The organism is Leclercia adecarboxylata, from assembly GCF_023639785.1.
Lineage (GTDB): Bacteria > Pseudomonadota > Gammaproteobacteria > Enterobacterales > Enterobacteriaceae > Enterobacter > Enterobacter adecarboxylatus_D.
Window position 1 is genome coordinate 1499406 of record NZ_CP098325.1, and the last position, 20583, is coordinate 1519988.

Here is a 20583-nt window from a genome sequence, read left to right on the forward strand (position 1 = left end):
CTTTTTGCGTCTGGTGGGTAAGGAAATGAAACGTCTTATACTTCTCTGGCTGCTGCTCAGCCAGAGCGCCCTGGCTAACTGCTGGGATAGCGCAGGATACCGCTATCATGTCGATCCTTATTTGCTGTTTGCCATTGCGAACGTGGAGTCGGGGATGAACCCCTATGCGGTGGGATGGAACCATGACGGCACGCGGGATGTCGGACTGATGCAAATTAACAGTTCACACTTCCCGGAACTGCAACGCGCCGGCATTGATGAAAACCGTCTGATCACTGAGCCCTGTACCTCTGTCATGGTCGGGGCCTCAATCTTATCAGGGATGATCAAAGTGTATGGCTACAACTGGGAAGCGGTAGGGGCTTATAACGCCGGGTTAAAAAAAGAGAACTATCCGCAGCGCATGCTCTACGCCCGCAAGGTCTGGCAGAAATACCAGCAGCTCAAATCCCCCGGCAGACGCTAATCAACGATGTAGCTTACCGTGATCCCGCAGCCAGGCGGCGGTGCGCTCAATGCCTTCATCCAGCGTCACCAGCGGCTTATAGCCGAGCTCGCTCTCGGCGCGTTGCGTGTCGAGGGTAAAATCAAAGTTCAGTTTCGACACCCCGTAGTGGGTCAGCGCAGGCTCTTTGGCGGCTTTATTCCCCAGCCGCTCCATGCTGCGGGCAATAATATCCAGCATCGGGTAGGGCACAGAGCGGATCCGGCAGTGAATATTCAGCTCGTCGATCAGCTTTTGCACAATGCTGCGCAGGGAGCGCGGTTCACCGTTGGTGATGTTGTAGGCCCGGCCGGACGGCAGACCGTCGCAGGCGCTCTGGCTCGCCAGCCACATGGCGTGAATGGCGTTGTCGAAATAGGTCATGTCCACCAGCGCATCCCCGCCGCGCGGCAGCAGCACGCTGCCGTAGTGGTGCATCATCTGCGCCAGGCGCGGAATAAACACTTTATCGTGCGGGCCAAACAGGCTCTGTGGACGCAGAATGGTAAAGCGGGTGTGCGGGTTCGACTGCGCCAGGAGATCGATCACCTCTTCGCTGGCGGCCTTGCTGCGGGCAAATTCGCAGGCGAAGCGGGCCGGGCGGAAATCTTCCTGGATATCGCGATGGTGGTGATAGTCAAAATAGAGCGACGGGGAGGAGATATGCACGAAGTTGCGCACGCCCCAGGCCACGGCCCACTCGCCGAGACGGCGGGTAGCCCGCACGTTTGCCAGATCGAACGCTTCCTGGGTTCCCCAGGGTGAGGTAAAGCTGGAGCAGTGCCACAGCGTATCGATCCCGGCCAGCATCACTTTTGCCTGAGAAGAGACCAGTTCCGTCAGGTCGGCATGGACAAACTCTGCGCCCATTTTTTGCAGCAATTTACCCATCGCTTCATTACGACCGGTGGCCCGGACGCTGACGCCTTTATTGCGCAAAAACTCCACCGCATTGCGGCCTAAGCCGCTGGTGGCGCCGGTAACCAGTACCTTCATATCGATCCACTGTTTTGAAAGAATTTCGTGCGCATTCTTCCGTGAATTACGCCTGTATGCAATGGGAAACGTGAAAGATTCGGAGTTTTAATTAGTCCTTTTCTGGGTTTTGTTCTGCCAGAAAGGCAATGCGCCGCGCCATCCCCCGGAAGATAAACAGGTGCGCCGGGATCATCAGCAGCCAGTAGAACAGACCCGGCATGCCGTGCGGATGCCACCAGGCGCGCACGTCCAGCTCACGGCAATCACCTTTATCCTTCAGGGTAAAACAGAGCCGTCCGAGGCCGGGGGCTTTCATGCCAAACAGCAGCGCCAGCTGCTTCTCTGGCTCAACGATGATCACCTTCCAGCTGTCAACGGTATCGCCGGTTTGCAGGTACGGTGCGGCCGGGCGGCCTTTCGCCAGCGTATGCCCGACAAGCCGATCCATCATCGCCCGGGTTTGCCACAGGGCGTTGCCGAAGAAGTAGCGCTCTTTGCCGCCGATCTGGTTCACCACCTGCCACAGGGCACGCAGGCTGGCGGCGGTTTTCACCGTGCATCCGGCCTGTTTCGGGTAGTACCCGTATTCCGGACGCCAGCGGGCGAAGGCCTGGGGGTCGTAGCCCCAGTCGCTGGAGTTCACCAGCTTCTCCTCTTCCTTCAGCGTGTTGCGAACCGCCTCATCAAAGGGGATCAGCGTTTGCGGGATCAGGGCGCGCAGTTCGCGATCGTCCGCCAGCAGATCGTGCTTCAGGCCCTGGATTAGCGCTTTGGCGACGGTCGGCGGGACGGAGGTGATGACGTTTAAAAACCACACCGAGATCCAGCGGGTCGGGAAGGGGATGGGGATCAGCGGACGACGACGGCCGCTCACCCGCATAAAGTGTTCGAACTGCTGCTGATAGCTCAGTACTTCGGGCCCGGCGGCCTCCAGCACCCTGTGCGCTGTTGTGGGATGATTCAGCAGCTCAAACAGGTAGTGCAGCAGGTTCTCCAGCGCAATCGGCGTGGTGCGCGAGCGCACCCAGCGCGGCGGGGTCAGTACCGGCAGGTTGTAGACCATATCGCGCATCACTTCGAAGGCCGCCGAACCCGCGCCGACGATGATCCCGGCCCGCAGCTCGGTGAGCGGTATTCCCGCGCTGCGCAGGATATCGGCGGTCACTTGCCGGGCGCGCAGGTGGTCGGACTGCTCATGCGCCGGGGCCTGCAAGGAGCTGAGAAAGAGTATCTGCTTAACGGGATGTTCCAGCAGCACGTCGCGGACGTTCATCGCCACCTGGCGTTCGTGGGCAATAAAATCGCCCCCTTCGCCCATGCTGTGGACCAGATAGTAAAGGGTGTCGACCCCCTCCAGCAGCGACGCCAGCGTCTGCGGCCAGTTGAGGTCGACAGTATGGCAGGTCACGCCCGGCAGGTTCTGCTTTTGCAGACGCTCAATACTGCGTGCCGCCGCCCGTACCTGATGCCCGCGTGCGCTCAGGGCGGTAACCAGATGTTGACCGATATACCCGCTGGCACCCAGGACCAGAATACGTTGCGTCACGTGTGTTCCTTAGCGCTGCAAAAACGCCTGCCAGTGGGCAACCACGTCTGCCAGTTGCTGGCGGTTGACATCGAGATGCATCACCAGACGCACCACCGGCGAGGCGTTAATCAGCACGCCGCGCGCCTTCATAAACTCACCCAGCGCCGCCGCGTGCTCATCCCCGACGCGGATAAACAGCATGTTGGTGTCGTGACGCATCACGTCAGCGCCGATCTCGCGCAGCTGCGTGGCCATCCACGCCGCGTTATCGTGATCGTCCTTCAGACGGGTAACGTTATTTTTCAGAGCAAACAGACCCGCTGCGGCGAGGATCCCGGCCTGGCGCATGCCGCCGCCGGTCATTTTACGCCAGCGATTTGCGCGCTTGATGTAGTCGGCATTGCCCACCAGCAGGGAGCCCACCGGCGTGCCCAGCCCTTTGGAGAGACAAATGGTGAACGAGTCGCAATATTGCGTTATTTCTTTCAGCTCGCAGCCATACTCCACCACGGCGTTAAAGATGCGCGCGCCATCAACGTGCAGACCCAGTCCGCGCTCGCGGGTAAATTCCCATGCCGCCTTCAGGTACTCACGCGGCAGCACTTTGCCGTTATGGGTGTTTTCAAGGCTGAGCAATTTTGTGCGGGCGAAGTGGATGTCGTCGGCTTTGATTTTGGCCGCGACCTTGTCCAGCGGCAGGGAGCCGTCTGCGGCGGCATCAATGGGCTGGGGCTGAATGCTGCCGAGCACCGCTGCACCGCCGGCTTCGTACAGGTAGTTATGCGCACCCTGGCCGACGATATACTCTTCGCCGCGCTCGCAGTGGCTGAGCAGAGCCACCAGGTTTGCCTGGGTGCCGGTCGGCAGGAACAGAGCGGCCTCGTGGCCGCTCAGCCCGGCGGCATAGCGCTGAAGCTCATTAACGGTCGGGTCATCGCCGTAGACGTCATCCCCGACCGGCGCGGCCAGCATCTCTTCCAGCATGGCTCGGCTCGGTCGGGTGACGGTATCACTGCGTAAATCAATCATGGCATTTCCTTATTATTTTAAAGGCGATGCCGATTGTTTTACCTGAGCCAGTTGGTTTTGGCTAGCTCCAAAACTTCGTCGCCACGGCCGCTGATAATGGCGCGCAGCATGTACAGGCTAAAGCCCTTTGCCTGCTCCAGTTTGATCTGCGGCGGAATGGCCAGCTCCTCTTTGGCGACCACCACATCCACCAGCACCGGCCCCTCGGTGGCAAAGGCGCGCTGGAGGGCGTCATCCACTTCCGAGGCCTTCTCGACGCGGATACCGGTGATGCCGCAGGCTTCGGCGATGGCGGCGAAGTTGGTGTCGTGCAGATCCGTACCGTCGGTCAGATAGCCGCCCGCTTTCATCTCCATTGCCACAAAGCCCAGCACGCTGTTGTTAAAGACGACGATCTTGATCGGCAGCTTCATCTGCGCCACGGAGAGAAAATCCCCCATCAGCATACTGAACCCGCCGTCGCCGCACATCGCCACCACCTGTCGCTCCGGCGCGGTGGCTTTCGCCCCCAGCGCCTGCGGCATGGCGTTGGCCATCGAGCCGTGGTTAAACGAACCCAGCAGACGGCGCTTGCCGTTCATTTTCAGATAGCGCGCCGCCCAGACGGTGGGAGTGCCCACGTCACAGGTGAAGATGGCATCGTCGTCGGCATAGTGGCTGATCTGCTGCGCCAGATACTGCGGATGCAGCGCCTTATCGCCGGGCTTCGCCAGATCGTCCAGCCCTTTGCGGGCATCGCGATAATCGCTCAGGGCCTTATCCAGGAAGGTGCGATCGGTTTTCTCCTCCAGCAGCGGCATGAGTGCGGCGAGGGTGGCCTTGATGTCGCCCACCAGCGCCATGTCCACCTTGCTGTGCGCCCCGATGCTGGCAGGGTTGATGTCAATCTGAATGATTTTGGCGTCTGTGGGGTAAAACGCGCGATAGGGGAACTGGGTGCCGAGCAGCACCAGGGTATCGGCGTTCATCATGGTGTGGAACCCGGAAGAGAAGCCGATCAGCCCGGTCATCCCCACATCGTACGGGTTATCGTACTCCACGTGCTCTTTTCCACGCAGGGCGTGCACAATCGGTGCTTTAAGGGTGCCGGCAAATTCCAGCAGCTCCTCATGCGCGCCGGCGCAGCCGCTGCCGCACATCAGGGCGATATTGCTGGAATAACGCAGCAGCTGGGCCAGTTTTTTCAGCTCGGCATGGGCAGGGGTGACCATCGGCTGCGGTGCCGGATACCAGTGGGTGCTGGCCTGTTCCGGCGCCGGTTTCAGCGCCACGTCACCGGGCAGCACAATGACAGAGACGCCGCGCTTGAGGATGGCGTTGCGCAGCGCCAGCGCCAGCACCTGAGGGATCTGCTCCGGGGATGAGACCAGTTCACAGTAGTGGCTGCATTCGCGGAACAGCTCCTGAGGATGCGTCTCCTGAAAATAGCCGCTGCCGATTTCGCTCGACGGAATGTGCGCGGCAATGGCGAGTACCGGGACATGGTTGCGATGACAGTCAAACAGGCCGTTGATCAGGTGCAGGTTACCCGGCCCGCAGGATCCAGCGCAGACCGCCAGCTCACCGGTAAGCTGCGCCTCGGCCCCGGCGGCAAACGCGGCGACCTCCTCATGGCGGGTCGGCATCCATTCGATAGTGCCCATCCGGTTCAGGCTGTCGCTCAGACCGTTGAGGGAATCACCGGTAACGCCCCAGATCCGTTTGACCCCGACCTGTTCCAGCATTTTCGCAATATAGTTCGCCACGGTTTGTTTCATGGTAGTCCGTCTCCTGAATGTGATAACGCTTTCAAGCTTAGATGAAACTGACCGGCGTGCCCGCGAATTCCCCCTGATTAATCGTTGCTTTCAATGTGCAACATTTCGTCATATTCTGGTGGCTATAACTTTAAAAAATGGAGTAAATTCAGGTGGTTAAATCATTGTTAATGGCTGTTAATAAAACGCTAACGCGCGACGATGCCGGCAAACTGTTGTTGCGTCTGGCGGTAGGGGGCTTGATGCTGTTTCACGGGATGCATAAGGCCATCGATGGGGTGGGGGGCATTGCAGGCATGCTGGTGGCAAAAGGGCTGCCAGGCTTTATCGCCTATGGCGTTTTGATTGGCGAAGTGGTGGCGCCGATCCTGATTATTCTTGGCATTCTCACCCGTCCGTCGGCACTGGTTCTGGCCTTTACCATGGTGGTGGCGTGGCTGATGGTGGGTACCGGCAAAACCTTTGCGCTGGACGCGGTAGGGGCCTGGGCGATTGAAAGTCTGGTCTATTTCTTCGTTGGTGCGCTGGCCGTGGCATTTTTAGGGGCAGGGCGGTATTCGGTGGTGAGCGATCCCGTCTGGAAGTAACGCCGGGCGGCACTGCGTTTGCCCGGCCTACAAAACCCGTAGGCCCGGTAAGCGCCAGCGCCACCGGGCGTTACATCACGCCAGAACCAAATCCCCCTGCGGATGACAGGAGCAGGCCAGCACATAGCCTTCTGCCACTTCGGCATCCGTCAGCGTCATGGTGCTGGTGACGGTATAATTTCCGTCCATCACCTTCGTTTTACAGCATCCGCAGACGCCCGCCCGACAGGCGGCAACAACCGGTACGTTATTGCTCTCCAGCGCTTCCAGCAGCGTGCTGCCCACGCGGCCAAAGAAGGTTTTTGCGGGCTCCAGTTTGGTAAACTTCAGCCCACTGGTGGCGGCTTCGGCCACTGGCGTGAAGAACTGCTCTTTGAAGAAGCGGGTGACGCCCAGGGCCTTCACCTCTTCTTCAACGATGTCCATATAGGGCGCCGGACCACAGGTCATCACGGTCCGGGAGGCGATATCCGGCACGCTTTGCAGCAGCTCGCGGCTCAGGCGACCGGCGACAAACCCCTCGGTGGCGTTATTTTCCGCCACCAGGGTCACCGGATAATTCCGCCATTCTTCAGCAAAAATCACATCCTGCGGCGAGCGCACGCTGAAGATCACCGCCACGTCAGCCTGCGGACGGTATTTCGCCAGCCAGCGACGCATGGACATCACCGGCGTCACGCCGCAACCGGCGGCCAGCAGCAGGAATTTATCGTCCGGCTTGTCGTCACAGGTAAAATCACCCTGCGCGTCAGAAAGCCAGATGTAATCCCCACGTTTGACATCGTGCGTCAGCCACTGAGAGCCTGCCCCCTCATCAATGCGGCGGACGGTCAGCGTAATGTACTCGCTGATGCCAGGCGTCGAGGAGATCGTGTACGCCCGCAGCGTATCCGCTGAGTGACGCACGCTGACCAGCGCATACTGCCCGGCACGGTATGGATAGTAGTCGTGGCACAGCAACGAAATTGTCCAGACATCCGGCGTTTCCTGATGGATGTGGTGAACCTGCATCCGCCATGGGCACTGATGGGTTGGCATAGTCATTCTTTTACTCCTTACGCGCTCAGCAGTTGCTTCATGTCTTCTTCAACGGTGGTCACGGAACGCAGACCAAACTTCTCGTTGAGCACCGCCAGCAGATCCGGGGTAAAGAAGCCCGGTGCGGTCGGGCCGGTGACGATGTTTTTTACGCCCAGCGACAGCAGGGTCAGCAGGATCACAATCGCTTTCTGTTCGAACCAGGAGAGTACCAGCGACAGCGGCAGGTCGTTCACGCCACAGCCCAGTTTTTCTGCCAGGGTGACCGCCAGGATAATGGCAGAGTAGGCATCGTTACACTGACCGGCATCGATCAGGCGCGGCAGGCCTTCGATATCGCCGAACTCCAGCTTATTGAAGCGGTATTTACCGCACGCCAGGGTCAGGATCAGGCAGTCGTCCGGGACGCTGGTGGCAAAGTCGGTGAAGTAGTTACGTTCGCTGCGCGCGCCGTCACAGCCGCCCACCAGGAAGATGTGACGCAATTTTTCGCGGCTCACCAGGTCGATCAGGGAATCGGCAGCGCCCAGCAGGGTCTGACGACCGAAACCGACGGTGATCAGGTGAGGAATTTCGCTGTAGGGGAAGCCCGCCATCTGCTGCGCCTGGGCAATCACCGGACCAAAGTCGTCCCCTTCGAGGTGGCTTACGCCCGGCCAGCCGACGATGCTGCGGGTCCAGATGCGATCGTCGTAGGCGCCCACGGTTGGGTCGATGATGCAGTTAGAGGTCATCACGATGGGGCCAGGGAAGCGGGCGAATTCCACCTGCTGGTTCTGCCAGCCGCTGCCGTAGTTACCGATCAGATGTTTGAATTTACGCAGCTCCGGATAGCCGTGGGCGGGCAGCATTTCGCCGTGGGTGTAGACGTTGACGCCGGTGCCGTCGGTCTGCTCCAGCAGGTTATAGAGATCTTTCAGGTCGTGACCGGAGATCAGGATGCACTTGCCTTCGGTCGCCTTAACGTTGACCTGAGTTGGGGTTGGGTGGCCATATTTGCTGGTTTCACCGGCGTCCAGAATGCTCATCACTTTGAAGTTCATCTGGCCGATTTCCATGGCGCACTCCAGCAGCGCGTTCATGTCCGCAGGCCAGGTGCCCAGCCACGCCATGATGTTGTGGTACTGGGCGTAGATGGCGTTGTCGTACTGATCCAGCACGTGGGCGTGTTCCATATAGGCCGCGGCACCTTTCAGGCCGTACAGGCAGAGCAGGCGCAGGCCGAGGATGTTCTCGCCAATCGCGGCTTTGTCTTTGTTCGGGGTAAATTCTGCCGCCTGGCGCTGCAGGTCACCGAGGTCGTCGCTTACCAGCTGCAGGTCGGCCATCGGGTTATCGACGCGGGCGCTGGCATCGGCATTCAGGCACTGCGCTTTAAGGGCTTCACGCAGGGCAATGGCTTCCCGGGCGTAGCCCACGATGCGCGGGGAATCGAAGTTAACGTTGGTCAGGGTTGAGAAAAACGCGCGCGGGGCGAAGTTATCGACATAGTGGTCGATAATGCCATATTCCCGGGCCTTAAATGCCCAGGCGGATAAACCCTGCAGGGCGGCAATCAGTAAATCCTGCAGATCGGAGGTTTCGGCGGTTTTACCGCACATGCCCTGTGCGTAAGAGCAGCCGTTGCCGGCTGGGGTACGGATGGTTTGTTCACATTGCACACAAAACATAATCACACCTGTTAAAGTTATATTTGATATACATGTTTAAGGTTATGCCTGTGTCGGTACGCTGAAAAGGGCTTTCTACGACAAAATAGAGGGAGATTGATTTAGCGCAATTTTGGCGGCAGCAGGCTACCGCCAAAGAAGTATCAGGCTGAGAAGAAGGCCATCATGACGGGCACCAGCAGGCTTAAAATAAAGCCATGCACGATGGCAGCAGGCACCATCTCCAGCCCGCCTGAACGTTGCAGAACCGGCAGGGTAAAGTCCATTGAGGTGGCGCCGCACAGCCCCAGCGCCGTGGAGCGGCTGCGGCGAACCAGACCCGGGATCAGCATAATGGCGATAAGCTCGCGGGCGAGATCGTTAAAGAAGGCGGCGCTGCCAATCACCGGACCAAAGGATTCGGTTAACAGAATGCCGGAAAGGGAATACCAGCCAAAGCCGGAGGCCATCGCCAGGGCAGTATTGAGCGGCAGGTCGAGAATAAAGGCATTAATTACGCCCCCCACCAGCGAACTGCCCACCACGACGACCGCCACCATCATGCCGCGACGGTTAAGAACGATCTGCTTCAGGGTCATGCCATTATTTCGCAGCTGAATACCAATAAGGAACAGCAGGAAGATCAGCGTATATTCGCTGGCCTCGGTGGCGTGCTGTAAAAAAGCGTAGCCCGTCAGCCCCAGCAGAAAACCGAGGACTAGCACGCCGCATAATTTTAATGACTCCAGCGCCATCGCAATACGTGAGGGTAATTTTTCCTGATGATGGTGGTTTTTCCATGGAATGGCGCGCTCCAGCCAGAAAAGAGCCGCAATATTGCACGCGAGGATAACCACCATCGTAATAATGGAGTAGTGAAGAATAGAGAGCAGATTGGTGGCCAGATTATCGAGGAAGGCGAGGCTGATCCCCATAAAAAAGAGAATGACGTAGACAATCCAGCTCAGTAAACGGTTGATCAGTTTTAACGCTGACACTTGATGAAGCGGAATGAGATAGCCCACGATCAGCGGGAGGAGAATGATTAAGAGTCCTGAAAACATGAACAACCGGTCCTTTATTTGAGTGGCGCTGAGACACTACCCAATAAAGGCTGTTCAGTAAAGGTAGAAAATGGGGGCGGTGCGGTTTAATGCCGGGCGGCGCTGGCGCTTGCCCGGCCTGCGAAATGCCCTGTCTGTAGGCCGGGTAAGGCGAAGCCGCCACCCGGCACCACAACGCGTGCAATCTTAATCGCGTTTTTCCAGCAGGGTACGATACAGCACGCCGCCAAGGATACCGCCAATAATCGGCATCACCCAGAACAGCCACAGCTGCTGAAGCGCCCAGCCACCCTGGAAGATAGCTACCGCGGTGCTGCGAGCTGGGTTAACGGAGGTATTGGTCACCGGAATGCTGATCAGGTGGATCAGCGTCAGCGCCAGGCCAATTGCAATCGGTGCGAAACCGGCCGGAGCGTGTTTGTCGGTTGCACCGTGGATCACCAGCAGGAAGCCAGCCGTCAGCACAATTTCAATCACAATGGCAGAGAGCATGGAGAAGCCGCCCGGGGAGTGCTCGCCAAAGCCGTTTGAGGCAAAACCGCTGGCCGCAGCGTCAAAGCCCGCTTTACCGCTGGCAACGACATACAGAATAGCGGCAGCGATAATTCCGCCAATCACCTGGGCAATAATATAGCCAATAACGTCTTTCGCCGGAAAACGACCGCCAGCCCACAAGCCTAATGTTACCGCCGGGTTAAAGTGACCACCGGAAATATGCCCTACGGCATAGGCCATGGTTAATACCGTTAAGCCGAAGGCCAGTGAAACACCAACAAAACCGATTCCCAGCTCCGGGAAACCTGCTGCCAGTACTGCGCTGCCGCAGCCACCAAATACCAACCAGAATGTACCAAAACATTCTGCTGCTAATTTTCTGAACATAACCACCTCAAAGAAAAATGAGCGCAATCCTGCGCCATTATTATTTATCGCCAAAATTAGCGATGATTTAAAACGCCACTATTCTAAAAATGAATATTCCCCCTCACCAGTTAAATAAATACGGTAAGTTTGATGTAGGGCAATGTGTTGCGCTTCCTTGCTAAATTAAGGCGCTGCAAAGCAGAGTTGCATTTTCGGCCGCTAGAATATTCGGCAGGAATTGTTATTTCAAATGAAAGTTGCTGGTTAAATTCTTAATTTTCGATCCTGCCGCCCTTTATTCCGCCGACGATTGGGTGTCCGTCCGGGCCCGCTGGCGTTATACTCCTGATAACTTAAAGGAAAAAGTTCATCTCTCCCGGAGGGTACATGTTGCTTGAACGTGTGGAAATCGTGGGGTTTCGCGGCATCAACAGGCTGTCGCTGATGCTTGAGAACAACAACGTACTGATCGGGGAAAATGCCTGGGGTAAATCCAGTCTGTTGGATGCCCTGACGCTGCTGCTGTCACCGGAAACGGACCTGTATCATTTTGTCCGGGAAGATTTCTGGTTCCCGCCCGGGGATGTACTGGGGCGCGAACACCATCTGCATATCATCCTCACCTTTCGTGAAAGCGAGCCTGGTCGCCATCGCGTCCGCCGTTACCGTCCCCTGGCCGACTGCTGGGTGCCCTGTGATGACGGCTACCAGCGCATTTTTTATCGTCTGGAGGGCGAGCTGGCCGACGATGAGAGCGTCCTGACGCTGCGCGGTTTTCTCGATACCGACGGCCATGTCCTGCCGCTTGAGGACATCGACGAACGGGCACGCCATCTGGTACGCCTGATGCCGGTGCTGCGCCTGCGCGACGCCCGCTTTATGCGCCGCATTCGCAACGGTACGGTTCCGGATATGCCTGATGTGGAGGTCACCGCCCGGGAGCTGGACTATCTGGCCCGGGAGCTGGTGGCCCGCCCGCAAAACCTGACCGACGGCCAGATCCGCCAGGGACTGTCGGCGATGGTGCAGCTGCTGGAACACTACTTCTCCGAGCAGGGCACCTCGCCGGGACGTAACCGGCTGATGCGGCGACGCTCCCATGACGAGCAGCGCAGCTGGCGATATCTCGACATCATCAACCGGATGATTGACCGGCCCGGCGGCCGTTCGCACCGGATGATCCTGCTTGGGCTGTTCTCTACGTTGTTGCAGGCGAAAGGCACCGTCCGGTTGGATCGGGACGCCCGCCCGCTGCTGCTGGTGGAAGATCCCGAGACGCGCCTGCACCCCATTATGCTCTCGGTGGCGTGGCACCTGCTGAACCTGCTGCCGCTGCAGCGCATCGCCACCACCAACTCAGGGGAGCTGCTGTCGTTAACGCCGGTGGAACATGTCTGTCGCCTGGTGCGTGAGTCGTCGCGCGTCACGGCTTATCGCCTCGGACCGGGCGGCATGAACGCCGAAGACAGCCGTCGTATTGCCTTTCATATTCGCTTCAACCGGGCCTCCTCGCTGTTTGCCCGCTGCTGGCTGCTGGTGGAAGGGGAGACCGAAACCTGGGTCATTAACGAGCTGGCCCGTCAGTGCGGCCACCATTTCGATGCCGAGGGCATCAAGGTGATTGAGTTTGCCCAGTCGGGTTTAAAACCGCTGATTAAATTTGCCCGACGGATGGGCATTGAATGGCACGTGCTGGTGGACGGTGACGAGGCGGGCAAGAAGTATGCAGCGACCGTGCGCGGGCTCATCAATAACGACAGGGAGGAGGAGCGCGAACACCTGACGGCGCTGCCAGCCATGGACATGGAGCATTTCATGTACCGTCAGGGGTTTTCTGACGTCTTTCACCGGGTGGCGATGATCCCCGACGATATCCCGATGAACATGCGGCGGGTGATCATGAAGGCCATTCACCGTTCGTCGAAGCCCGATCTGGCAATAGAGGTGGCGATGGAGGCGGGACGACGCGGCGTCGAGGCGGTTCCCACGCTGCTGAGGAAAATGTTTTCCCGCGTGCTGTGGCTGGCGCGCGGGAGAGCGGATTAACGGCGGGTTGCCTGGTTGACTTGTTCAACCAGGCTGTCCAGCAGGGCAAAGCGGCGGCGATATTCGGCGCGTTTTTTGCTGGCGATCTCCTCCATCGGTTTGCGCGGCATGGCGAGTGGCAGCCTGAAGTTGCCCGCGCTGTCGCGCTCCCCGCCAAGGGAGAGCCAGAAGCTGTCGTAGTCGGCCAGCAGTTTGCCCTCTTTTTTCTTGCGATAGCGCCAGCTGCGATAAATATGGGTGCTGTTGCTCACGGCAATAATGTGATCCACGGCCAGGGCGCTGCCCAGCGTCATGGCGGCCTCCACCAGCAGGCGTTTCGGGAACAGACCGTGGCAGGCTTTGGTAGCGCTCTGGATCGCCTCGTGCGGCACGAAGGCTTTTGCCCCCTGCATTCCGCCGATAAACAGCGTGGAGGTGCCGTTAATCTGGCACAGGGTAAAGGTCATCTCCGCCAGCACCGTCTGCTGCGCGTCGCAAAACGCCAGCGTCGCTTCGCCCTCTTTATCGAGAAACGCATCGGCGCACAGGCGCACGGTAAAAAGCTGCTCGTCTTTGCCGATGAGGGTCAGTAACGTGATCCCCTCCCTGGAGAGATAACCGTTCATCAGCGCGGCCGGGAGCTGGCGCTGCAGGGTCTGATAGTGCCAGTTCAGCGCCTGCAGCGTCTGCTGGCGGTTCATCGCCACCGAAAGCCACGGACGATGCAGGCGGCAGGGCAGGCCAGGCTGAGCCTGTAACATCTGCATTAACTGCGGCTGCTTTGCCAGATTGGCGAGCAGACGCCCGGTGCTGAATGGCGTCATCAGCGATCGCAGCATAAACTTGCGGCGATAGGCCGGGTTGCGCCAGGCGAGGCCGGGGGTTAATGTCCCGGATGCCAGATGCTGAAACAGCTGCCAGGCGGATTTTGGCTGCGGCTGATGTGAATAAGATGACTCTGCGATGGATGACATGATAAATCCCGGTCTTGTTGCCAGGGCTTTATTTCAGCAGGGGAATTATCAACCTCTCCTCAACGATTTTCATCCATCCGGAACTGCAGGGGTTTCGTTGAGGAGCGGTTTAGTTAGAATCAACAGTTATGTAAGCCGGAATAGCTATTTGGAATATTTATGAACTTAAAGGGAAAGCGCAGGAAGCTGTTTCTGCTGCTGGTGCTGATTGTACTGGTGGGTGGATTCTGGCTGTGGCGGGTGCTTAACGCGCCGGTGCCGCAATATCAGACACTGATTGTCCGTCCGGGCGAGCTGCAGCAAAGCGTGCTGGCTACCGGCAAGCTGGACGCGCTGCGCAAGGTTGACGTGGGCGCCCAGGTCAGCGGCCAGCTGAAGACGCTGTCGGTGGAAATTGGCGACAAGGTGAAAAAAGGGCAACTGCTGGGGGTTATCGACCCGGAGCAGGCCGAAAACCAGATTAAAGAGGTGGAAGCGACGCTGATGGAGCTGCGCGCCCAGCGTAGCCAGGCGGAAGCGGAGCGCAAGCTGGCCCAGGTCACCCTCAATCGCCAGCGCCAGCTGGCCACGACCCAGGCCATCTCGCAGCAGGATCTGGATACGTCGACGACCGAGCTGGCGGTGAAGCAGGCGCAGATTGGCACCATCGATGCGCAGATCAAACGCAACCAGGCCTCGCTGGACAGCGCGAAGACCAACCTTGATTACACCCGTATCGTCGCGCCGATGGCCGGGGAAGTGACGCAAATCACCACCCTGCAGGGGCAGACGGTGATTGCCGCTCAGCAGGCGCCGAATATCCTGACCCTTGCGGATATGAGCACCATGCTGGTGAAGGCTCAGGTATCTGAAGCGGATGTGATCCACCTTAAGCCGGGGCAAAAGGCCTGGTTTACCGTGCTGGGCGATCCGCAAACCCGCTATGAAGGGGTGCTGAAAGATATTCTCCCGACCCCGGAGAAAGTCAACGACGCCATCTTCTATCACGCCCGCTTTGAAGTGCCTAACCCGCAGGGGGTGCTGCGCCTGGACATGACCGCCCAGGTGCATATCCAGCTGTCCGGCGTGAAAAACGTACTGACCATTCCGCTGGCGGCGTTAGGCGCGCCGGTGGGGGATAACCGCTATAACGTGAAGGTGCTGCGTAACGGCGAAACGCGGGAGCGTGAGGTGAGCCTCGGCTCGCGTAACGACACCGATGTGGTGGTGGTTAAAGGTCTGGAAGAGGGGGAAGAGGTGGTCATCAGCGAGAGCCAGCCGGGGGCGGCTAAATGACGGCCCTGCTGGAACTGAATGATATCCGCCGCAGCTACCCGTCCGGCGACGGGCCGGTAGAGGTGCTGAAGGGCATTACGCTGCGGGTGGAGGCCGGGGAGATGGTGGCGATTGTCGGGGCCTCGGGTTCCGGTAAATCGACGCTGATGAATATTCTCGGTTGCCTCGATAAACCCACCAGCGGCACCTACCGGGTGGCAGGCACCGATGTCTCAACTCTGGATAGCGACGCGCTGGCCAAACTGCGCCGGGAGCATTTCGGCTTTATCTTCCAGCGCTACCATCTGCTCTCGCACCTGAGCGCGGCGCAGAACGTCGAAGTGCCGGCGGTCTATGCGGGCGTAGAGCGTAAGAAACGTCTGGAGCGGGCCCAGGCGCTGCTCACCCGTCTCGGGCTGGGGGAGCGGGTGGATTATCAGCCTTCGCAGCTCTCCGGCGGCCAGCAGCAGCGGGTCAGTATCGCCCGGGCGCTGATGAATGGCGGGCAGGTGATCCTCGCTGATGAACCCACCGGGGCGCTGGACAGCCACTCCGGGGAGGAGGTTATGGCGATCCTGCATCAGCTGCGGGATCAGGGGCATACGGTGATCATCGTGACTCACGACCCGCAGGTGGCCTCCCAGGCTGGGCGCATCGTCGAGATCCGCGATGGCGAACTGGTCAGCAATCCACCCCCCAGCCTCAACGCCACCCGGCGTCAGGAGGTGGCGCTCCCGCCGCCGTCCGGCTGGCGGCAGTTTGCCAGCAGTTTTCGCGAAGCCTTGACGATGGCCTGGTTGGCGATGGCTGCAAACAAAATGCGCACCCTGCTGACCATGCTCGGGATCATCATCGGTATCGCCTCGGTGGTATCCATTGTGGTGGTAGGCGATGCCGCCAAACAGCTGGTGCTCTCGGATATCCGCTCCATCGGCACCAACACCATTGACGTCTATCCCGGCAAAGACTTCGGTGATGATGAGCCACAGTACCAGCAGGCGCTGAAATATGACGATCTCGCGGCGATCCAGAAGCAGCCGTGGGTTAACTCTGCCACCCCGGCGGTATCGCAGAACCTGCGTCTGCGCTACGGCAACATCGACGTGGCCGCCAGCGCCAACGGCGTCAGCGGGGATTACTTTAACGTCTACGGCATGACCTTCAGCGAAGGGGGCACCTTCAATGGAGAGCAGCTCGCAGGGCGGGCCCAGGTGGTCGTGCTGGATGCCAACTCCCGGCGACAGCTGTTCCCTGATAAAGCCAGGGTTGTGGGCGAGATCGTGCTGGTGGGCAATATGCCCGCGACGGTGATCGGCGTGGCGGAGGAGAAGCAGTCAATGTTTGGCAGCAGCAAGATTTTGCGCGTCTGGCTGCCTTACACCACCATCTCCGGTCGCATTATGGGGCAGTCCTGGCTCAACTCGATCACCGTGCGGGTGAAAGATGGCTACGACAGCGCCCAGGCGGAGCAGCAGCTTGAGCGCCTGCTGTCCCTGCGCCACGGGAAGAAAGATTTCTTCACCTGGAACATGGACGGGCTCTTGAAAACGGCTGAAAAGACCACACGTACTTTACAGCTCTTTCTCACCCTGGTGGCCATCATCTCTTTGCTGGTAGGGGGAATTGGGGTGATGAACATTATGCTGGTGTCGGTAACGGAGCGTACCCGGGAAATCGGCATTCGCATGGCGGTGGGGGCCCGGGCCAGCGACGTACTGCAACAGTTTTTAATTGAGGCGGTGCTGGTCTGTCTGGTTGGCGGGGCGCTGGGGATTGCGCTCTCGTTGTTAATCGCCTTTACCCTGCAGCTGTTTTTACCCGGCTGGGAAATTGGTTTTTCACCGATGGCGCTGCTAACCGCCTTTCTTTGTTCTACCTTTACCGGGGTGCTGTTTGGCTGGCTACCGGCAAGAAACGCCGCGCGGCTGGATCCGGTGGATGCGTTAGCCCGGGAGTAAGTGCGTTGGCACACAAGAATTTGTAGGCCAGTGCAAGCGTAGCGCCGCCGGGCATCAGGCCGCACAACCGCACACAAATAAAAATGCCAGCGCATCGGGCTGGCATTTTGAGAGCGGGGTGTACACAATGAAACAGAGGGCTATGCCACCACTTCTGCTTCGATGGGCACAATAACGCTGGCATGATTGCCTTTTGGCCCAAGGTGTACATCGAACCGGACGGCCTGCCCGGCTTTCAGCGTTCTGTAACCATCCATCTGAATGGTGGAGTAATGCGCGAAGATGTCTTCGCCGCCGCCTTCAGGGCAGATAAAACCAAACCCTTTGGCGTTGTTGAACCACTTAACTGTACCCGTTTCCATGCTTCGACATCCTTCGTAAATCTTATTGAGTTAGATGTAATGAACCGGTGGTGAAGTGGGGGCTGTTCAAAACCTCGCCAACTCACGCTTGTACAATTTAGATAAACCAAAGGCAGCGTCAAGCGTTTGGCGGGGAAGAGAGAGGAAAAATGCGTCAAAATTTGAAGCAGTTAACGCTATTGCCAGGTATTGTGACAGACATCGCGGATGGTAATAATAGGTGTGAGTTATCTGACATCTGAGGTAGATTCAGGTTATGTATAGCCTCCCGTCAGCATCAGAAAGACGCGACCGGAGACCGTAAACGAAGATGACGGCTGATAATGGGTAAGACGAACGACTGGCTCGATTTTGACAAGCTGGCGGAAGATAAAGTGCGCGACGCGCTAAAACCGCCATCTATGTATAAAGTTATGTTAATGAACGATGATTACACGCCGATGGAATTTGTTATTGACGTGCTACAAAAGTTCTTTTCTTATGATGTAGAACGTGCAACGCAACTGATGCTTACGGTTCACTATCATGGCAAAGCCATCTGCGGTGTTTTTACTGCTGAAGTCGCCGAAACAAAGGTGGCAATGGTGAACCAGTATGCGAGGGAGAACGAGCATCCGTTGCTGTGTACGCTGGAAAAAGCCTGAATAAGGCAATGAAAATTGGGGGAGGTGCCTATGCTCAATCAAGAACTGGAACTCAGTTTAAACATGGCTTTCGCCAGAGCGCGTGAGCACCGACATGAGTTTATGACGGTCGAGCACCTGCTGCTTGCACTGCTCAGTAACCCATCCGCCCGCGAAGCACTTGAAGCCTGCTCCGTGGACCTGGTGGCGCTGCGTCAGGAACTTGAAGCCTTCATCGAACAGACCACACCTGTGCTGCCCGTCAGTGAAGAGGAGCGCGATACACAACCCACGCTCAGCTTCCAGCGTGTACTCCAGCGTGCGGTGTTTCACGTCCAGTCCTCCGGACGTAGCGAAGTTACCGGTGCAAACGTACTGGTTGCCATCTTCAGCGAGCAGGAGTCGCAAGCCGCCTACCTGCTGCGCAAACACGAAGTCAGCCGCCTTGATGTGGTGAACTTCATCTCTCACGGAACGCGAAAAGACGAGCCGAATCAGGCGTCGGATTCCAGCAATCAGGTCAACAGCGAAGAGCAAGCAGGCGGGGAGGAACGTATGGAAAACTTCACCACCAATCTTAACCAGCTTGCCCGCGTCGGCGGTATCGACCCGCTGATAGGCCGCGACAAAGAGCTGGAAAGGGCGATTCAGGTGCTTTGCCGCCGCCGCAAGAACAACCCGCTGCTGGTGGGGGAATCTGGCGTGGGTAAAACCGCCATCGCCGAAGGGCTCGCCTGGCGCATTGTGCAGGGCGACGTCCCGGAAGTGATCGCCGACTGCACCATCTATTCGCTGGATATCGGTTCCCTGCTGGCCGGCACTAAGTACCGCGGTGATTTTGAAAAACGTTTCAAAGCGCTGCTGAAACAGCTGGAGCAGGATACCAACAGCATTCTGTTTATCGACGAGATCCATACCATCATCGGTGCCGGTGCGGCTTCCGGTGGCCAGGTAGATGCCGCCAACCTGATTAAACCGCTGCTCTCCAGCGGCAAGATCCGCGTGATTGGCTCAACCACCTACCAGGAGTTCAGCAATATTTTCGAAAAAGATCGCGCCCTGGCGCGTCGCTTCCAGAAAATCGACATTACTGAACCGTCGGTTGAAGAAACGGTGCAGATCATCAACGGCCTGAAGCCGAAGTACGAAGCGCACCACGATGTGCGTTATACCGCGAAAGCGGTGCGTGCGGCGGTGGAGCTGGCGGTGAAATACATCAACGACCGTCATCTGCCGGATAAAGCGATCGACGTGATCGACGAAGCGGGCGCGCGTGCCCGTCTGATGCCGGTCAGCAAGCGTAAGAAAACGGTCAACGTGGCGGATATTGAATCCGTGGTGGCCCGCATCGCGCGTATCCCTGAGAAGAGCGTGTCTCAGAGCGACCGCGACACGCTGAAAAACCTCGGCGATCGCCTGAAAATGCTGGTCTTTGGTCAGGATAAAGCCATTGAGGCCTTAACCGAGGCCATCAAGATGGCCCGCGCCGGACTGGGGCATGAACATAAGCCTGTAGGTTCCTTCCTGTTCGCCGGTCCGACCGGGGTGGGGAAAACCGAGGTGACGGTGCAGCTCTCTAAAGCGCTGGGTATTGAGCTGCTGCGCTTTGATATGTCCGAGTATATGGAGCGTCACACCGTTAGCCGTCTGATCGGTGCGCCTCCGGGCTATGTGGGCTTTGACCAGGGCGGCCTGCTCACCGATGCGGTGATCAAGCATCCGCATGCGGTTCTGCTGCTCGATGAGATCGAGAAAGCGCACCCTGACGTCTTTAACCTGCTGCTGCAGGTGATGGACAACGGCACGCTGACCGACAACAACGGGCGCAAGGCGGACTTCCGTAACGTGGTGATGGTGATGACCACCAACGCCGGTGTGCGTGAGACCGAGCGTAAGTCCATCGGCCTGATCCACCAGGATAACAGCACCGATGCGATGGAAGAGATCAAGAAGGTCTTTACGCCGGAGTTTCGTAACCGTCTGGATAACATTATCTGGTTCGATCATCTGTCTACCGAGGTGATCCATCAGGTGGTGGATAAGTTCATCGTCGAGCTGCAGGTTCAGCTGGATCAGAAAGGGGTCTCCCTGGAAGTGAGTCAGGAAGCCCGCAACTGGCTGGCGGAGAAAGGCTACGATCGTGCGATGGGTGCCCGTCCGATGGCGCGTGTGATTCAGGACAACCTGAAGAAACCGTTGGCTAACGAGCTGCTGTTTGGAACGCTTGTGGACGGCGGGCAGGTGACGGTGGCCCTGGATCAGGCGAAGAACGAGCTGACGTATGATTTCCAGAGTGCGGCGAAGCATAAGCCGGAAGCGGCTCACTAACGCTGTTATGTGATGATAAAAACCGGGTGAAAGCCCGGTTTTTTTTATGTTTGAGTTTGGGCGGGCGTTGTAGGCCCGTGC

At 58.3% G+C, this 20583-nt stretch carries 17 protein-coding genes; 7 read left to right on the forward strand and 10 right to left on the reverse strand.

The window, feature by feature from the left end; translation table 11 throughout:
* The first annotated feature begins 25 nt into the window (after positions 1-25).
* Complete coding sequence (gene iagB / locus NB069_RS07040; protein WP_250588704.1) at positions 26-466, forward strand: type III secretion system invasion protein IagB; 441 nt, start codon at positions 26-28, stop codon at positions 464-466.
* Here the strand turns inward: iagB and NB069_RS07045 are convergent, their stop codons facing one another.
* The 4 genes from NB069_RS07045 to poxB form a co-directional block, all read right to left on the reverse strand.
* Positions 467-1480, reverse strand: a complete 1014-nt coding sequence (locus NB069_RS07045; RefSeq protein ID WP_250588705.1) for an NAD-dependent epimerase/dehydratase family protein — start codon at positions 1478-1480, stop codon at positions 467-469.
* Between the two features lie 91 nt (positions 1481-1571).
* Positions 1572-3008 carry an SDR family oxidoreductase gene (locus tag NB069_RS07050; RefSeq protein ID WP_250588706.1) on the reverse strand — a complete coding sequence of 479 codons (1437 nt, stop codon included), beginning with the start codon at positions 3006-3008 and terminating at the stop codon, positions 1572-1574.
* A gap of 9 nt (positions 3009-3017) precedes the next feature.
* A complete protein-coding gene (gene ltaE, locus NB069_RS07055) occupies positions 3018-4019 on the reverse strand; it encodes a low-specificity L-threonine aldolase (protein WP_250588707.1) in 1002 nt (333 codons plus the stop codon).
* A 38-nt stretch (positions 4020-4057) separates the two neighbouring features.
* Positions 4058-5776, reverse strand: a complete 1719-nt coding sequence (gene poxB / locus NB069_RS07060) for a ubiquinone-dependent pyruvate dehydrogenase (protein WP_250588708.1) — start codon at positions 5774-5776, stop codon at positions 4058-4060.
* Between the two features lie 152 nt (positions 5777-5928).
* On the opposite strand from poxB, the gene NB069_RS07065 reads away from it, so the two are divergent.
* Positions 5929-6363: a DoxX family protein gene (locus tag NB069_RS07065; protein ID WP_250588709.1), complete on the forward strand. Its 435-nt coding sequence runs from the start codon at positions 5929-5931 to the stop codon at positions 6361-6363.
* A gap of 75 nt (positions 6364-6438) precedes the next feature.
* On the opposite strand, the gene hcr is transcribed toward NB069_RS07065, so the two are convergent.
* From hcr to aqpZ, 4 genes are all read right to left on the reverse strand, one after another.
* A complete protein-coding gene (hcr, locus tag NB069_RS07070) occupies positions 6439-7407 on the reverse strand; it encodes an NADH oxidoreductase (RefSeq protein ID WP_250588710.1) in 969 nt (322 codons plus the stop codon).
* Positions 7408-7418: 11 nt separating this feature from the next.
* Positions 7419-9071 (reverse strand): hydroxylamine reductase, encoded by a 1653-nt coding sequence (gene hcp / locus NB069_RS07075; protein WP_250588711.1) that lies wholly within the window; start codon positions 9069-9071, stop codon positions 7419-7421.
* Between the two features lie 143 nt (positions 9072-9214).
* Positions 9215-10114: a lysine exporter LysO family protein gene (locus NB069_RS07080; RefSeq protein WP_250588712.1), complete on the reverse strand. Its 900-nt coding sequence runs from the start codon at positions 10112-10114 to the stop codon at positions 9215-9217.
* Positions 10115-10300: 186 nt separating this feature from the next.
* Complete coding sequence (aqpZ, locus tag NB069_RS07085) at positions 10301-10996, reverse strand: aquaporin Z (RefSeq protein WP_250588713.1); 696 nt, start codon at positions 10994-10996, stop codon at positions 10301-10303.
* A gap of 369 nt (positions 10997-11365) precedes the next feature.
* On the opposite strand from aqpZ, the gene NB069_RS07090 reads away from it, so the two are divergent.
* Positions 11366-13024 (forward strand): ATP-dependent endonuclease, encoded by a 1659-nt coding sequence (locus NB069_RS07090; RefSeq protein ID WP_250588714.1) that lies wholly within the window; start codon positions 11366-11368, stop codon positions 13022-13024.
* Here NB069_RS07090 and NB069_RS07095 read toward each other — a convergent pair.
* Complete coding sequence (locus NB069_RS07095) at positions 13021-13977, reverse strand: VirK/YbjX family protein (protein ID WP_250588715.1); 957 nt, start codon at positions 13975-13977, stop codon at positions 13021-13023. The two genes, NB069_RS07090 and NB069_RS07095, sit on opposite strands and share 4 nt — an antisense overlap.
* Positions 13978-14136: 159 nt before the next feature.
* Between NB069_RS07095 and macA the strand changes: the two genes are divergently transcribed.
* A complete protein-coding gene (macA, locus tag NB069_RS07100) occupies positions 14137-15252 on the forward strand; it encodes a macrolide transporter subunit MacA (protein WP_250588716.1) in 1116 nt (371 codons plus the stop codon).
* Entirely contained in the window at positions 15249-17189 is a 1941-nt protein-coding gene (gene macB / locus NB069_RS07105; protein WP_250588717.1) for a macrolide ABC transporter ATP-binding protein/permease MacB, read from the forward strand. Before macA ends, macB begins: the two co-directional genes overlap by 4 nt.
* A gap of 140 nt (positions 17190-17329) precedes the next feature.
* Here the strand turns inward: macB and cspD are convergent, their stop codons facing one another.
* Entirely contained in the window at positions 17330-17551 is a 222-nt protein-coding gene (gene cspD / locus NB069_RS07110) for a cold shock-like protein CspD (protein ID WP_032617324.1), read from the reverse strand.
* A gap of 323 nt (positions 17552-17874) precedes the next feature.
* On the opposite strand from cspD, the gene clpS reads away from it, so the two are divergent.
* Positions 17875-18195 (forward strand): ATP-dependent Clp protease adapter ClpS, encoded by a 321-nt coding sequence (gene clpS / locus NB069_RS07115; protein ID WP_032617325.1) that lies wholly within the window; start codon positions 17875-17877, stop codon positions 18193-18195.
* Between the two features lie 30 nt (positions 18196-18225).
* The gene (gene clpA / locus NB069_RS07120; protein WP_250588718.1) at positions 18226-20502 is read left to right on the forward strand and encodes an ATP-dependent Clp protease ATP-binding subunit ClpA; all 2277 of its coding nucleotides are present in this window, start codon (positions 18226-18228) and stop codon (positions 20500-20502) included.
* Positions 20503-20583: the final 81 nt, after the last annotated feature.

What these genes read in the sequence shown, in the direction of transcription:
- ltaE (WP_250588707.1), bottom strand. Translation starts at nt 4,019, where the DNA reads ATGATTGATTTACGCAGTGATACCGTCACCCGACCGAGCCGAGCCATG.
- iagB (WP_250588704.1), top strand. Translation starts at nt 26, where the DNA reads ATGAAACGTCTTATACTTCTCTGGCTGCTGCTCAGCCAGAGCGCCCTG.
- macB (WP_250588717.1), top strand. Translation starts at nt 15,249, where the DNA reads ATGACGGCCCTGCTGGAACTGAATGATATCCGCCGCAGCTACCCGTCC.
- clpA (WP_250588718.1), top strand. Translation starts at nt 18,226, where the DNA reads ATGCTCAATCAAGAACTGGAACTCAGTTTAAACATGGCTTTCGCCAGA.
- NB069_RS07090 (WP_250588714.1), top strand. Translation starts at nt 11,366, where the DNA reads ATGTTGCTTGAACGTGTGGAAATCGTGGGGTTTCGCGGCATCAACAGG.
- cspD (WP_032617324.1), bottom strand. Translation starts at nt 17,551, where the DNA reads ATGGAAACGGGTACAGTTAAGTGGTTCAACAACGCCAAAGGGTTTGGT.
- aqpZ (WP_250588713.1), bottom strand. Translation starts at nt 10,996, where the DNA reads ATGTTCAGAAAATTAGCAGCAGAATGTTTTGGTACATTCTGGTTGGTA.
- poxB (WP_250588708.1), bottom strand. Translation starts at nt 5,776, where the DNA reads ATGAAACAAACCGTGGCGAACTATATTGCGAAAATGCTGGAACAGGTC.
- clpS (WP_032617325.1), top strand. Translation starts at nt 17,875, where the DNA reads ATGGGTAAGACGAACGACTGGCTCGATTTTGACAAGCTGGCGGAAGAT.
- NB069_RS07095 (WP_250588715.1), bottom strand. Translation starts at nt 13,977, where the DNA reads ATGTCATCCATCGCAGAGTCATCTTATTCACATCAGCCGCAGCCAAAA.
- hcr (WP_250588710.1), bottom strand. Translation starts at nt 7,407, where the DNA reads ATGACTATGCCAACCCATCAGTGCCCATGGCGGATGCAGGTTCACCAC.
- NB069_RS07080 (WP_250588712.1), bottom strand. Translation starts at nt 10,114, where the DNA reads ATGTTTTCAGGACTCTTAATCATTCTCCTCCCGCTGATCGTGGGCTAT.
- NB069_RS07045 (WP_250588705.1), bottom strand. Translation starts at nt 1,480, where the DNA reads ATGAAGGTACTGGTTACCGGCGCCACCAGCGGCTTAGGCCGCAATGCG.
- macA (WP_250588716.1), top strand. Translation starts at nt 14,137, where the DNA reads ATGAACTTAAAGGGAAAGCGCAGGAAGCTGTTTCTGCTGCTGGTGCTG.
- hcp (WP_250588711.1), bottom strand. Translation starts at nt 9,071, where the DNA reads ATGTTTTGTGTGCAATGTGAACAAACCATCCGTACCCCAGCCGGCAAC.